Annotated in this window: 10 protein-coding genes, 1 tRNA gene and 2 pseudogenes; 8 read left to right on the top strand and 5 right to left on the bottom strand. The window is 69.1% G+C overall.

Annotation, left to right across the window (positions count from 1 at the left end):
- Positions 1 to 2: 2 nt before the first annotated feature.
- The 3 genes from KAE78_RS13320 to KAE78_RS13310 all read left to right on the top strand — a co-directional run bounded on the left by KAE78_RS13320 (position 3) and on the right by KAE78_RS13310 (position 3,282).
- Positions 3 to 560 (top strand): RNA polymerase sigma factor, encoded by a 558-nt coding sequence (locus KAE78_RS13320; protein WP_223171163.1) that lies wholly within the window; start codon positions 3 to 5, stop codon positions 558 to 560.
- Positions 557 to 1,684 carry a DUF4349 domain-containing protein gene (locus tag KAE78_RS13315; RefSeq protein ID WP_223171162.1) on the top strand — a complete coding sequence of 376 codons (1,128 nt, stop codon included), beginning with the start codon at positions 557 to 559 and terminating at the stop codon, positions 1,682 to 1,684. The genes KAE78_RS13320 and KAE78_RS13315 overlap by 4 nt, the downstream gene beginning before the upstream one ends.
- 251 nt (positions 1,685 to 1,935) lie before the next feature.
- On the top strand, positions 1,936 to 3,282 hold the full coding sequence (locus KAE78_RS13310) for a PHB depolymerase family esterase (protein WP_223171161.1): 1,347 nt from the start codon (positions 1,936 to 1,938) through the stop codon (positions 3,280 to 3,282).
- Positions 3,283 to 3,332: 50 nt separating this feature from the next.
- Here KAE78_RS13310 and KAE78_RS13305 read toward each other — a convergent pair.
- Positions 3,333 to 3,405, bottom strand: a tRNA-Glu gene (locus KAE78_RS13305).
- 106 nt (positions 3,406 to 3,511) lie between these two features.
- On the opposite strand from KAE78_RS13305, the gene KAE78_RS13300 reads away from it, so the two are divergent.
- Positions 3,512 to 4,147, top strand: coding sequence for an MBL fold metallo-hydrolase (locus KAE78_RS13300; protein ID WP_223171160.1), 636 nt, complete (start codon positions 3,512 to 3,514; stop codon positions 4,145 to 4,147).
- Between the two features lie 60 nt (positions 4,148 to 4,207).
- Positions 4,208 to 4,681: a GNAT family N-acetyltransferase gene (locus KAE78_RS13295; protein ID WP_262927677.1), complete on the top strand. Its 474-nt coding sequence runs from the start codon at positions 4,208 to 4,210 to the stop codon at positions 4,679 to 4,681.
- Between the two features lie 52 nt (positions 4,682 to 4,733).
- Here the strand turns inward: KAE78_RS13295 and pepN are convergent.
- A pseudogene (pepN, locus tag KAE78_RS13290) lies at positions 4,734 to 7,230 on the bottom strand (aminopeptidase N).
- A gap of 113 nt (positions 7,231 to 7,343) precedes the next feature.
- On the opposite strand from pepN, the gene KAE78_RS13285 reads away from it, so the two are divergent.
- The 3 genes and pseudogenes from KAE78_RS13285 to KAE78_RS13275 all read left to right on the top strand — a co-directional run bounded on the left by KAE78_RS13285 (position 7,344) and on the right by KAE78_RS13275 (position 8,506).
- On the top strand, positions 7,344 to 7,733 hold the full coding sequence (locus KAE78_RS13285) for an SHOCT domain-containing protein (RefSeq protein ID WP_223171158.1): 390 nt from the start codon (positions 7,344 to 7,346) through the stop codon (positions 7,731 to 7,733).
- A 13-nt stretch (positions 7,734 to 7,746) separates the two neighbouring features.
- Positions 7,747 to 8,171, top strand: a pseudogene (locus KAE78_RS19935) (DUF6325 family protein).
- 23 nt (positions 8,172 to 8,194) lie between these two features.
- Entirely contained in the window at positions 8,195 to 8,506 is a 312-nt protein-coding gene (locus KAE78_RS13275; RefSeq protein ID WP_223171157.1) for an SHOCT domain-containing protein, read from the top strand.
- Positions 8,507 to 8,528: 22 nt separating this feature from the next.
- On the opposite strand, the gene KAE78_RS13270 is transcribed toward KAE78_RS13275, so the two are convergent.
- The 3 genes from KAE78_RS13270 to KAE78_RS13260 form a co-directional block, all read right to left on the bottom strand.
- Positions 8,529 to 10,970, bottom strand: coding sequence for a LuxR C-terminal-related transcriptional regulator (locus KAE78_RS13270; RefSeq protein WP_262927675.1), 2,442 nt, complete (start codon positions 10,968 to 10,970; stop codon positions 8,529 to 8,531).
- A 176-nt stretch (positions 10,971 to 11,146) separates the two neighbouring features.
- A complete protein-coding gene (locus KAE78_RS13265) occupies positions 11,147 to 12,238 on the bottom strand; it encodes an ATP-binding protein (protein ID WP_223171155.1) in 1,092 nt (363 codons plus the stop codon).
- Between the two features lies 1 nt (position 12,239).
- Positions 12,240 to 13,580 carry a hypothetical protein gene (locus KAE78_RS13260; protein ID WP_223171154.1) on the bottom strand — a complete coding sequence of 447 codons (1,341 nt, stop codon included), beginning with the start codon at positions 13,578 to 13,580 and terminating at the stop codon, positions 12,240 to 12,242.
- Between the last annotated feature and the right edge of the window lie 53 nt (positions 13,581 to 13,633).

Genomic DNA, 13,633 nt, shown 5'->3' with positions numbered 1-13,633 from the left:
GCATGCCGGAACAGATCAGCGATCAGGAGTGGACCGCACGGGCCGCCGCAGGCGACCAGGAGGCTTTCCGCGCTCTGTATCGCGCATATGTCCGACCTGTGTACTGGATCGCCCACGGCATCCTGGGTGCCGCCGCCGACGCGGAGGACATCACCCAGGAGACGTTCCTGGTCGCGTGGCGGAAGCTGCCCGGCATGGAACTGGCCGGGGAGTCGCTCCTGCCGTGGCTCGCGACGATCTGCCGATTCCAAGCGGCGAATCGGCTGCGGCAGCGGCGAAGGGACCAGGCGAACACCACCGATGCGCCGGACGAGAGTCTGCGCGACACCGTCGATGTGGAGGAGCAGGTCATCTCCGCCGAGCTCGCGGAGCGGATCACGACGGAGCTGGGCACGCTGAGCGACCTGGACCAGGAGATCTTCCGGCTGTGCGCCGCGGAGGGCTACGCCTACCAGGCCGCCGCCGAACAGCTCGGCGTGAGCCACGGCGTCGTCCGAAACCGGCTCTCTCGCGTACGCACCCATCTGCGCGGTGCGCTGAGTGAAACGAGCGAAGCATGAACGACACCCGGATCCCCGATCTTCCCGCGCTCTCGGAGGAGAGCATCGACCGCATCGAGCAGGCACTGTTCGCCCAGGTCGCCGACGAGCCCCGAACAGCGGATGCCGCGGCATCCGCTCGGCCTGCCCGCTCTCGACGCCGCACGTGGCTCACGATCGGCGGCGTGGCCGCGGCCTTCGTGGTCGGCGTGCTCGTGACCCCGCCCATCCTCGGCATCGTCACCCCCTCGGCGATGAACGAGTCGGCCGTCTCTCCGGCATCCGACTGGTCGATCGAGATGGCCGACAGCGCCGCTGGCATGGCGGAGAGTCTGCCGGAGCACAGGCAGGAGATGCTGTCCCTGGCCGATGGCGACGTCGCGAGCCTGGACAGCAGCGATCCCACCGCGGGTCGCGACATCATCGCCAACGGCTACGCCTCGGTGCACGTCGACGGAGTCGCTGTGGCATCCGAAGAGGTCGCCGCCCTCGCTCGGACCCACGGAGGCTACGTCGAGAGCACGAACATCGGCGAGGTCGTGCGCGCGGTCGACCCCTCGTTGCCCGCGCCGCCTCCCGGTGGCGACTACGGCTGGGTCACGATCCGCGTGCCGGCCGATGCGCTCACCGAGGTGATGTCACAGCTGCAGGAGGTCGGCGAGGTGCGTTCCTCGTCGGTGTCGCGATACGACGTGACCTCCCAGGCGATCGACCTGCGCGCCCGTGTGGAGGCCACCCGCGCCTCCGTCGAGCGGCTTACCGACCTCATGGGCCAGACCGGTTCGGTGTCCGAGCTCATCGAGGCCGAGATGGCGCTGTCGGACCGACAGGCGCAGCTGGAGTCGTACGAGCAGCAGCTGGCCGCGCTCGACGATCAGGTGGCGATGTCCTCCCTGGACATCGAGCTCGTCCGGATCACTCCGGTGACACAGGCCGATCCCGCCGGCTTCGCCGATGGGCTGAAGGCGGGCTGGAACGGGCTCATCGTCTCGCTCAACGCCCTGGTCATCGCCGCCGGCTTCGTCCTGCCGTGGCTGGCCGTCGCCGGCGTCGTCGTGCTGGTCATCTGGTTCATCCGCCGCTCTCGCCGCCAGCGCCGCACGGCGGCATCGGCGGCCGCGAGCGTCGAGCCGGACGTGCAGTAGGCGGCATCCGGCATCCGATCTCGGACCCCCACCGACTCGCCCGCCCTTTCTGTCGACGCAGATCGCCGGCCCGGGCCTCGGTGGGGGTTCGTCGTCTCGGATCCGAGGATCGCCGTTGACGCGCCATCGCGGCGCCGCTACGTTAACGGATACCTGAATCATGTCTCATTTTGGGTGATGTCAGGGAAGCGAGGGGCGATGGGGCCCCGAGCGACGATGGCGTCGCCCGCGAACAGTTCCCGAAAGGAATCATGGAGATCCGCACCTCGGGCCGCTCAGTGACGAGCAGGCTCCTGAAACTGGCGGCCGCCTTCTCGCTCGCCGCCGCTGCACTCGTCGTACCTGCCACGGCCGCGAACGCCGTCTACTGTCCCCCACCCTTCGACACCCTCCCCGGATGCGACGGCGGCGGTGGCGGTGAGACCGGCGGCGAAGGCTGGAGTACAGCCACGATCGCCGGGATGACCGTCCAGCTCTACACTCCGACGACCGCGCCGGCGCTGGGCGACGGCCGCGCGCTCATGATCACCCTGCACGGGTGCGTCCAGACCTCGGCCGCGCTCAAGAGCGGCGGCAATTGGCAGGGCACAGCCGACGAGTACGGGATGGTCGTCGCAATCCCTGCGGCGCCGAACGGCGGTGTCCTGCTCGGATGCTGGGACTACTACGACACGAACCACAGCCGCAGCAATCCCGCGCGCCACGACGACAACCTGATCGACCTGGCGACCGCGCTCACCGCTCGTGCAGATCTGAACATCGACGCAGATCAGGTCTACATCTCGGGGCTCTCCTCCGGAGGCGGCCAGTCCATGGTCATGGGGTGCCTCGCACCGGACATCTTCGCCGGTATCGGCCTGAACGCCGGGCCGACCGTGGGCACGACGTCCGGTCAGATCGGATCGGTCGCGACGAACCTCAACACGGGCAAGAGCGTGTGCACCGGGTTCGCCGGCAGTCACGGGGCGGGCTTCGAGACCCAGCTCACGAGCGTGGTCTACGGGAGCAACGACACCACGGTCGCCCCCGGGTACAACACACTGAACGCCCAGATCATGGCGAACATCTACGGCGCGGCGACGACGAGCAGCTTCTCGCTCGCCGGTCTTGCGGGCAGCAACACCAACGGCACAGGAACGCTGTACTCGGATGCAGACGGTCCTCGAGTCTCGCTCATCCAGAACACCGGCCTCGGGCACAATTGGCCCGCCGGCGGCGGGCCGGGCGGTTCGTACATCTCGACCAACAGCATCGACTATCCGGCGTACATCACCGGGTTCTTCTTCGAGAACAACCGGCGCGTGGTCGTGGACGAGCCGACGGACCCCACGGATCCGACCGATCCCACCGATCCCACGGATCCCACCGACCCCACGGATCCCACCGATCCGCAGGAGCCCGAGCTCTACTGCGGCACGGCCACCAACGCCACACACCAGGCAGAAGGCCGCGCCTACAGCTACGGGATCAACCCGTACAACCCCTACTACGCGGTGGGCACCGCCGCCTACCTCGGACAGGGCGACGCGACCCTCACCACGCTGCAGGAGAACCCGAACGGCTCCTTCTCAGTGGCGACGAGCTGCCCCGGCGGCTGACCGGAAAAGGAAGACGCCCCCGGCGTGGAACCGGGGGCGTCTTTGTGCTGTGACCCCAGCGGGATTCGAACCCGCGTTACCGCCGTGAGAGGGCGGCGTACTAGGCCGCTATACGATGGGGCCGCGTTTGCAACCGTTCAAGTATGCCATGGGAAAACGGCGTCGCCAAATCGAGCCGAACACGCGCGAAGACGTTGCCGATCCGGGGCCCACGCGGTTGACTCGGAGCATGAAGATCACCAAGCACGAGCACGCCGCGCTGCGTCTGGAGGCCCACGGCAGGACGCTGATCATCGACCCCGGGTCGTTCACCGCACCGTTGGAGAACGTGGAGAACCTCGCGGGCATCGTCCTGACCCATCAGCATCCCGATCACTGGTCGGCCGAGCACCTCGAGCGCCTTCTCGCCGACGCGCCCGGCACGCCGATCTTCGCGCCCGCCGGCGTCGTCGCCGCGGCCGAGGGTTTTCCCATCACCGAGGTCGCCGCCGGAGATGGCCTGCACGTCAAGGGCTTCTCGCTGCGGTTCTTCGGAGGAACCCACGAGGTGATCCATTCCTCGATCCCCTCCATCGACAACGTCGGAGTGCTCGTCGACGACAGCTTCTACTACCCGGGCGACTCCTACGCGGTCCCCGGCGTCGAGGTCGACATCCTCGCCGCCCCTCTCGGCGCGCCCTGGCTGCGCATCGGCGATGCGATCGACTTCGTGCTCGCCGTCGCCCCGCGCCACGCCTTCGCGACGCACGACATGACGCTCTCCGGCCTCGGCAAGGGCATGCACCGACAGCGCCTGGAGTGGGCGACCGCCCAGGCCGAGGGTACCTTCCACGTGCTCGAGCCCGGCGACAGCCTCGAGGTCTGAGATCGGATGCCGCCGCAGCGACTCCTTCCCTCCCCCACCGCGCGCCTGCGGTTCCGTGAGATGCAGGCAGTCGACCTCGACCCCTTGGCCGCGCTCCTCGGCGACCCCGAGGTGATGGCGTTCTACCCTGCGCCCAAGACGCGGGACGAGGCATCCGACTGGATCGCCCGCAGCCGGCGCAGCTACGACGAGAACGGGCACGGTCTGTGGATCGTCGAGACGCACGACGGCGCCTTCGTCGGCGACTGCGGTCTGACCTGGCAGTCGTACAATCACACGCCGGTTCTCGAGGTCGGCTACCACGTGCGCACAGAGCTCCAGGGCCAGGGCTATGCCACTGAGGCCGCCGGCGCCTGCGTGGACCTCGTGCGGGAGCAGCTTGCCCCGACCTTGCTCACGGCGATCATCCATCCCGAGAACACGGCCTCGCGCCGCGTCGCCGAGAAGCTCGGCATGACGCATATCGCCGACGACCACGCGCATCCGTGGATCGTCCGCACCGTGATGGGCATGCAGGTCGATCTGATGCGGTGACTTCCCGGAGTCTTGCAGCGTTTCGACTCCCTCGCGCTGCGCGCGGGCTCGCTCAACGACCGGAACGAGGCTGAGCGGCGCGCACGCGCAGGTCGCGCGCCAGGTGGTCGCGCTGCTCGATCACCAGACGGCGGAGGGCGGCCGGCGCATCCGGATTGCCCTGCAGCCACGCATCGGAGAGGCCGAGGGAGTCGGATGCCGGAAACAGCCCGACCACGAGCCGGCGCGCGATCTCGATGCTTCGGGAGCGCCAGGCCGGCAGGATGCGGGTGAAGTACTCCTCGTCGAAGCCCGAGATGAGATCGCGCCGGCCTCCGGCCCGGAAACCGCCGATCGTCGCATCCAGGTGATCGTTGGTGAGAGTGGTGTCGGCCCAGGCGGCCTCCCATGCCGCAGCGCGCACCTGCGGCGCCGGCCGTGCGGCGAGCGCGCGGATCGAAGCAGTCCGGCCGGCGGCGGTGTCGTCACGCTCCCGCTCGGCGCGGATCTCCTCCTCGCCCGCATGACCGGTCGCGGCGAGCGCGGTCAGCAGCTGCCAGCGCAGGTCGGCGTCCAGGGCGAGACCCATGGGCGCGGCGACGCTGCCGTCGAGGAACCCTCGGATGTCGGCCGCGTGCGCGTCGTCGAAGGACGCGACGTCGGCGAACGCCCGCGCCCATGCCAACTGCTCCCCGTCGCGGCGCCGGCGGCGTGCAGCCCCGACCAGGTCGCCTGCAGCCAGGCGCGCGCCTCGGCGTCGCGCGCGTCGCCGGCGACATAGTGCCGCACCGCGAAAGCCGCGTTCGCGAGGACAGCCGTGAGCAGGCCGACACTGGCCTCGGCTGCGGCATGTGCCCGCACGATCGCGAGGTAGCGGGCGGCCGGCAGCAGGCCGTCGCGGGTCGCGTTCCACAGCGCCGACCAGATGAGCCCGCGCGCGAGCGAGTCGTCGAGGGTCGAGAGGGAGCGCTCTGCGGCATCCGTCGACCGTTCGTCGAGACGCGCCTTCACGTAACTCAGATCGCCGTCGTTGAGGAGCACGAGGTCGGCGTCCGGCAGCTCGACCCGCGTGCGCGCCTCGGCGATGTCGAGATCCCGCGACTCGCGACGCACCAGGACGCCATCGATCAGCGCGTACAGCCCGACCCGCAGCCGGTGCGGGCGGGGCGGATCCTGCACGAGGACCGTACCACCGGCATCCGACTCCGTCCGCAGCGTCGACACGCCGCTCGTCTGCAGCCACGCGGCCGACCAGGCGCGCAGATCCCGCCCCGACACCTCTTCGAGCTGCACGAGCAGATCGTCGAGCGCGGTGTTGCCGAAGGCGTGCGCGGCGAAGTATCGACGTGCCCCTCGAAGAACGCCTCCTCGCCGACGAAGGCGACGAGCTGCTTGAGCACCGAAGCGCCCTTGGCGTAGGTGATGCCGTCGAAGTTGAGCTTGGCCGCCTCGAGGTCGGCGATGTCGGCGACGATCGGATGCGTCGTGGGCAGCTGATCCTGCGCATACGCCCAGGCCTTGCGGCGACCTGCGAAACTCGTCCACGCCTCGGTGAAGCGCGTCGCCGCGGCAGAGGCGTGTGAGCCCATGTAGTCGGCGAAGGACTCCTTGAGCCAGAGGTCGTCCCACCAGCGCATCGTGACCAGATCGCCGAACCACATGTGAGCCATCTCGTGGAGGATGGTGTTCGCCCGCCCCTCACGCTGTGAGTCGGTGGCGGCCCCGCGGAAGATGTACGCCTCGGTGAAGGTCACCAGTCCCGGATTCTCCATCGCGCCGAGGTTGTACTCGGGCACGAAGATCTGATCGTACTTCCCCCACGGGTACGGGGAGGCGAACGCCTCCGTGAAGAAGTCGAGTCCCTGCCGGGTGACCTCGAGGATCTCGTCGGCGTCCAGGTGCTCGGCGAGGGAGGCTCGGCACAGAACACCCAGTTCGACGCGCCGGGTCGCGCTACGCCACTCGCCGTCGACGCGGTGGTACGGACCGGCGGACACGGCCGTGATGTAACTGGAGATCGGGAGGGTCTCGGCGAAGGCGACCGTCTTGGTGTCGCCGTGCACCGTGGTCGCAGCGGCATGGGCGTTCGAGAGCACCTCCCATGCCGTCGGCGCGTGCACGGTGAAGGCATACCGCGCCTTCATGTCGGGCTGCTCGAAGCATGCCATGACACGGCGGGCGTCGGCCGGCTCGTACTGCGTGTAGAGGTAGGTCTCGCCGTCGGCGGGGTCGACGAAGCGGTGCAAGCCCTCGCCCGAGCGGCTGTACGCGCCGGTGGCCTCGACGGTGACGCGGTTCTTCGGCGCCAGCCCCGTCAGCACGAGGCGGGCGCCGTCATACGCGACCGGACGCTCCTCACCATTGATCCAGAGGGCGTTGACCGCCTCTCCGACGAAGTCCAGCCACGTGGCATCCGTCGTCGCATCGAACTCCAACGTCGTGGACGTGCGAAAGCCCGTGCGTGCGGGGTCCACGGCATCCGTCAGGTCGAGCTCGACCTCGACGCGATGGAGCCGGATGGTGGCGGATCGGGCGGCGGTCTCGTCACGGGTGAGGTTCGCGGAAGTCACCCCTCCATCGTTTCACGCCCTGTCGCCCTCACCCTCACCGGATGAGAACCCCAACCGCCTCCTCGGGCGAATGCCACTCTGAACCCACCATTCGACTGTGAGAAAGGACGATCATGTCTTTCTGGGATTCCTTCTGGAACATCATCTGGTGGTTCCTCTGGGCCTTCGTGTTCATCGCCTATCTGATGGCGCTGTTCGGGATCCTCGCGGACATCTTCCGCGACCGGAGGCTGAAGGGCTGGGCGAAGGCGCTCTGGGTGATCTTCCTCATCTTCGTGCCGTTCCTCACCGCCCTGATCTACCTGATCGCCCGCGGCGGCGGCATGGCCGATCGCACGGCCGACGCGATACGCGCCGACAAGGACGCCGCCGACAGCTACATCCGCGACGTCGCCGGCACCAGTTCCGTCGATCAGATCGAGAAGGCGTCGACGCTGCTGACCAACGGTGCGATCACCCGCGAGGAGTTCGACCAGATCAAGGCCAAGGCGCTCAGCGCCTGAGAGAGGACGGATCATGCTCACGCCGTTCACGCTCGGCCCCGTGGAGCTCGATGTGGTGCAGCTCGAGACGCCGGGCCTGCCGCAAGCCGTGCTCCAGGCTCTCTACGAGCAGGTCGACAGGGGCACTGTGCGTCTCGTCGACCTCGTCGTCGTGTCGCGGTCGGATGCCGGCGAGCTGACCTTCGAGGAGCTCGATCCCGAGGAGGCGGAGCTCGCCGGGCTCGAACTCCTCGCGTCCGGCCTCATCGGGGAGGACGACGTCGACGAGCTCTCGGCGGTCGTCCCCCGGGCGGGGCCGCGGCGATCGTCGCCTTCGAGCTCGTCTGGGCACGCGCCCTCGCCGAAGAGCTCGCCCGCCATGGCGGTGTGGTGGTCGCCACCGAGCGCATCCCCGCCCCCGTCGTCAACGCGATCCTCGACGCCGTCGTCGACGCCTGACCCGTCGACACCAAGGAGAGAACATGCCCCTCGTCAGAAGAGTCGGCCGCCCCGGTCTCGTGGGTCTGGCCGCCCGGACCGCGGTCGTGTCCGGCACCGCCAGTGCCGTCCAGGGCCGCGCCGCCCAGAAGCAGATGGCCCACGCTCAGCAGCAGCAGTTGGAGTATGAAGCGGCCAAGGCCGAGATGGCTGCCCAGGCCTCCCCGCCCGCAGCCGCCTCTGCCGTCGCCGATTCGGACCTCGTCGCCGAGCTGAACACACTCGCCGCTCTCCACCAGAGCGGGGCGCTCAGCGACGCGGAGTTCGCCGCTGCCAAGGCGAAGCTCATCGGCTGATCGTGTCAGGCGGTGCGTCCGCTCACAAGAGCAGGCGCACCGCCTCACGCCGCGAGGTCACACCGAGCTTGCGGTAGATCGCCCGCTGGTGCGTCTTGACCGTGTTGATCGAGACGCCCATGAGATCTGCCACCTCCTGCATGGTCCGGTTCGTCCGCAGCTGTTCGAACACCGCGCGTTCGCGCTCGGAGAGCGTGTTGAGGACCGATCCGTCGCTGCGATCGCTCAAGCAGGCCGCGATGAAGTCATCGTGAGGTGTGCCCCAGGCGATGTGCTCGGTGAGCAGCTCCCGGATCTCGAGCTCGCCGTCGCAGAACGGGCGTCGGATGCCCTCGGCGGATGCGACGTCCAGCGCCCGTTCGATCGTCTCGTGCATCAGTTCTATCGCGCCGCGTCGGCGATGCACGAGGGCGCTGGTCGTGAGACCGGCGACGCGCACATGAGGCAGCTCCCGGTAGTGCCCCATCCCCTCCAACAGCGCCAAGGCGCCGCGGAGATCGTTGCCGCGCCGCAGGACACCGGAGAGTACAACGGCTACGAGTGGCAGCGCCTTGGCCTGCTCGGTGAGATCCTGAGCGATCTTGAGCGCACGTTCGCGGCGGCCGGCCGCTTCATCGAGCACGGCGAGCGCACACTGGCGGAAGGCGGGCCAGGACCAGCCGTGCAGATCTTGACGCGGGACGGCGATGAGCTCCTGCGCGGCACGGCGCATGAGCGGAGCCCGGCGGGCGGAGGCGGCGACGATCGCCAGGATCAGCCGCGCGGCGCCATCGATGCCCATGATGGAGGCGGAGCCGTTCCGAATGACACGGTCCAGGCGCGGCAGCGCCGCGTCCAGGTCGTCCTCCCAGTATGCGATGATCGCCGCGGCGAGTTCACCGGTGCCACCGTCCGCACCGGTCCAGGTCGCCGGGTCCATGCTCTCGCGCGCCTGGATCTCGGCCACGACCTCACGGCTCTGCGCGAGCATGCCCGCCCAGGCGAGCGTCAGGGCGCGGTGGCGGTGCGCGCGCGTCGCGAGGTCCGCATCGTCGATCGCCTCCGCCTCGCGCTGCGTCGCGGTGAGGAGCTCGAGGATGCGATCCGGCGCGCTCCGCACGCGCATGTGTGCCCAGGCGAGGACATACAGCACGGCCACGTGCTCGGATGCCGTGATCGCGGCCTCATCGATGAAGGCGCTGCGCACGAGCTCTCCGGCCGCGAACACCTCGGCACGGTCGTCGCGCAGGATCAGACAGGCGATCGCGTGCACGAGGTCGTAGCCGTCAGGAGCCCCTTTCCCCGCAACGGCCTCGGCGTGCGCAAAGTGCATGCGGGCGACCTTCTCCTCGCCGATCTGGTCCTGCGCGCATGCTCGGACGAGGATGACCCTCGGGTCGCTCGCATACGGTTCCGGGAGAGTCGCACACAGCCCATCGAGCGAAGCCGCCTCGCTGCCGAGCACGAGGCGCACCCAGCTCGCGAGGATCACTCGCGTCGCTTCACCGGGATCGGATGCCGCGAGCCAGCGCTCCGCTGCCAGGAGCGGCGCCTCCCCTCCAGGCCCGTGCGGCACGACGCAGCCGGTCGTTCCGACGTGCCGGGTTCTCCAGACGTGCGATCTCCTGGCAATGCCGGGCGAAGACGGCGTGCCAGCGGTAGACCGTTCCGCGCTCGCCCGAGTACCGATCCAGGAACAGCCCCGAGGCGGCGCAGCGGTCCAGGTCGGCTTCGGCATCCGATCGCCCGGTGATGGCCGTCGCCAGGCTGCCGGACAGCTCGTGGACAACGGTCGTGTCGAGGATGAAGGCGCGCTGTTCGGCAGGCAGCACCGAGAGCAGATTGTCACGCACGTACTCCCGCACCAGCACCTCGGCGTCGGCATGGGTACCGCGCACCTCCTGGCCCCGCTGAGCAGCATGACACGGACGGCGATCGGCCAGCCCTGCGTCTCGGCGAACACCTTCACCGGATCAGCCGGATCCGCGGTGAGCGCACGCAGCGACGCGATCTCTTCCACGGTGAAGGCGAGCTCCTGAGCGGCCAACACGGTGAACGAGGGAGTGAGGAGATGCCCGGCCAGGGCGATGCCCAGGCGCGACGTTCCCACGAGCACGAGCCGGAGCGTATCGGGGCGAGAGGCGATGAGCGCTTCGATGACGGCGAAGCCGGTGCCCTCGGCGGCCCTGTGCGCGTCGTCGATCACGAGGGTCACCGGCGTCTCCAGCGCCTCGAGCGCGAAAAGGAGCTGGCGTGCGACCTCTTCGGCGGAGTTGCGCAGCGGGGCGAGGGCGAGCACTTCCGAGCGGTCGGCCACGCTCTCCTGCGCCGCCGCCTGGAGCGCCCGCACGATGCCCTGAATCACTCGCGACCGGTCCGTGTCGAAGGAGGTCAGGCGCAGCCAGGCGACCGGCGTCGCCTGCTGCGCGGCCCACGCCGCCACTGCGACGGTCTTCCCGTAGCCGGCCGGGGCCGAGACCACCACGACACCCTCGTTCGCACACCCCTCATCGAGTCGTGCACTCAGGCGTTCACGGTCGATCTGAGTCAGTTGGCGATGCGGTGGGCGGAAGCGTGTGCTGGCGCCCGCAACGGGTTCCGACGATGACATACGCTCAATTTATCGTTGCGCAACGCGGGGGGGATGGCGTCGTCATCGTGTCAGCGCAGTTCGATGACGACGTCCGAGCCGCCCTCTTCCGTGAGCCGCTCCCCCATCTGCACGAGCTGGGCCTGCGGGACGAATCCGCCCGCGAACAGCGTCTGCCCCTGCGTGAACGAACTCGCCTGCGACAGCAACCCCTCGGGGGCATATCCGAAGACCCGCCCGAGCTCCTCGAGGTCTTGACGGGAACTCATCTTCATGAGGGCGAGGTTGTCGCACTGCGAGAGGGCGTTCGGATGCACCTTCGAGGGCCGCTGCGTGGACAGCAGCAGCCACAGACCGTACTTGCGGCCCTCGGCGGCGATCTGCACGATGCGCTCGGCGAGCAGCTTCTCGACCGCTGTGACCGGATCGGGCGGGCACAGGTTGTGTGCTTCGTCGATGACGATGAGGCGTCCGACTCGCGATGCGCGATTCGCCCACAGATGGTCGAGGATCGCGAGGGCCGCGGCTTTCGGCTCGACCGAGTTCGCAAAGCCTCCGATGTCGGCGACGACCACGTCGGGTTTCTCGTCGATGAGGTCGTTGATATCGTCGTCGCCCCGCGCCCACAGGTCCCAGTCGGCGATGCCGAGGTTCTCCAGGCGCGTGGCGATCCGCTGCTGCGCCGGATCGTCCTGTCGGCGGAACCAGTCGACGATCGACCCCTCGACGCCGCCGCGAAGCGCGGACTCGGCGCGCAGGACCGCATTGAAATCCTCCGCGTCGGCGACCGGGTCCAGCTGCAGGACCGCGGCGCGGGCGCGCACTCCCATGTCGAGGAACGTCACCTTGAGGGGCTCTCCGTCGGCGGCCGACGAACGGCGCACACGGATGTCGCGCGTGCGCAGCTCCTCAGCGACATCGTCGGGCGCCGTATCGCGCACCTCGGCCAGTCGGACGAAGTCGGAGTTCGGGTCGAGGATGACGACCGGAAGCCTCGTGTGCAGCAGGACCTGCTCCAGCATCACGCCCAGGGCATATGTCTTGCCCGAGCCGCTCTGACCGCACCAGAAGGTGTGCCGGTTCAGCTTGTGCGCGAGGACATGCGCCGGATCCGTCGTGCCGAGCGCGGTGCCGATGGAGAGTTCCTTGACCATGCGCCCCATGCTATTGACCGATCTCGCTCGGCACGACGTCATCGCTCGGCTCGGCGGCTGCGGCATCCGATCTCTCGGGCGGCGCGGGGCGTCGCAGCAGTTGTGCGACCAGCAGGACGCCGAGGAACAGCGCGACGGCGCCGATGACCGCACCGAGCGTGACGGGACGCAGCGCCAGGAGCAGCAGGATCGAGGCGATCGCTGCGACGACGACGATCGCGAGATGCCAGCGGTCGACGGCCCGCCCGAAGCGGCCGGTCGAGAGTCCGTGCCGGTCGGCGGATGCGCGTACCGCACCGAATCCCTGATCGGATGCCGCGCGCACCCCTCTCGCCCAGCGGCTGCCACCGGCCAGCCAGGCGATGACCGCGATGATCGCCGCGGCGAGGGTCAGCGCCAGGACGGTGGACAGCATGAGGGCGGTGAGCTGCTCGAAGATCGCATGAGCGGATGCGGCGGGCATGACCGCCGGACTGACCGCGGCGACGAAGAAGGTGCGCCCGATGCCTAGCCCCGCAGCCGTCAGCAGGAAGACCGCCACCAGACAGGCGCCCGTGAGCGCGACCGCTCGCGGCCGGTTGAGGCTGAGCAGCACTCCGGCGGTCAGGAGCGCGAGCACGACCCAGGGCAGCCAGTAGCCGGCGACGACGGCCACCTGGTACAGGGTCCGCACGAGCACGAGCGCGTCGGCCTGCACGATCGGAACCGCGCGCTCGACCACCGGCAGGGCCTCGGCGAAGGTCAGCCCGCGTTCGACGAGCACCTCCTGGGCGGTGCCGACGACCACTCCGAGATCGACGGCGAGGACGCCGTCGTCGGTCAGGACGACCAGGGTGTCGGGCTGCCCTTGGAGCACCGCCACGGCCCGCTCATGCGTCACGCGAAGGGTGCCCGCCCAAATGGTCGCGAACTGCTCGGAGGCGATGATCTCGTCGACAGTGCGGGCCACGAGCGAATCGATCCCCTGCGCCGCAGGAGCCTCCAGCAGGGTGAGAGCAGCAGACGCGCGCGGTGGCAGATCGAGCTGTCGGATGCCGTCGAAGACCTCCCGCACGAGGGTCTCGCTGTCGAGCTGGGCGATCACGGCATCCGACACCTGATCGGAGACGAACGCCTGGACATCCGGATCCTGCGCGAGCGGCGCGAAGGTCGACACGAAGCGATCGGTGTCGACGAGCTGAACACGCGCCCAGGTTCCCAGCACGGCGACCGGCGCCAGGATCAGGCCGACGACGATCAGGAGTCCGGCGACGACGCTTCGCCACGAGAACCCGGGCCTGCCGGTGCGCAGCAGCGCGTTCTCCTGCTCGAGTTCGGCCACCCGCGCCTGAAGCTCCTCGACATCGGCCATCTCGCACTCCTTCGGTTCACCCGTGCTCATCGACGCCTGCGGTACGCCACGGC

It is taken from the genome of Microbacterium sp. NIBRBAC000506063 (assembly GCF_017968845.1).
GTDB lineage: Bacteria > Actinomycetota > Actinomycetes > Actinomycetales > Microbacteriaceae > Microbacterium.
Note: the sequence above shows the minus strand (reverse complement) of the source record. Positions and strands in the feature narration are given on the sequence as shown.

Bases quoted from the DNA above. Each gene is read 5' to 3' on its own strand.
- KAE78_RS13320 (WP_223171163.1), top strand. From the start codon at position 3: ATGCCGGAACAGATCAGCGATCAGGAGTGGACCGCACGGGCCGCCGCA.
- KAE78_RS13315 (WP_223171162.1), top strand. From the start codon at position 557: ATGAACGACACCCGGATCCCCGATCTTCCCGCGCTCTCGGAGGAGAGC.
- KAE78_RS13310 (WP_223171161.1), top strand. From the start codon at position 1,936: ATGGAGATCCGCACCTCGGGCCGCTCAGTGACGAGCAGGCTCCTGAAA.
- KAE78_RS13300 (WP_223171160.1), top strand. From the start codon at position 3,512: ATGAAGATCACCAAGCACGAGCACGCCGCGCTGCGTCTGGAGGCCCAC.
- KAE78_RS13295 (WP_262927677.1), top strand. From the start codon at position 4,208: ATGCAGGCAGTCGACCTCGACCCCTTGGCCGCGCTCCTCGGCGACCCC.
- KAE78_RS13285 (WP_223171158.1), top strand. From the start codon at position 7,344: ATGTCTTTCTGGGATTCCTTCTGGAACATCATCTGGTGGTTCCTCTGG.
- KAE78_RS13275 (WP_223171157.1), top strand. From the start codon at position 8,195: ATGCCCCTCGTCAGAAGAGTCGGCCGCCCCGGTCTCGTGGGTCTGGCC.
- KAE78_RS13265 (WP_223171155.1), bottom strand. From the start codon at position 12,238: ATGGGGCGCATGGTCAAGGAACTCTCCATCGGCACCGCGCTCGGCACG.
- KAE78_RS13260 (WP_223171154.1), bottom strand. From the start codon at position 13,580: ATGGCCGATGTCGAGGAGCTTCAGGCGCGGGTGGCCGAACTCGAGCAG.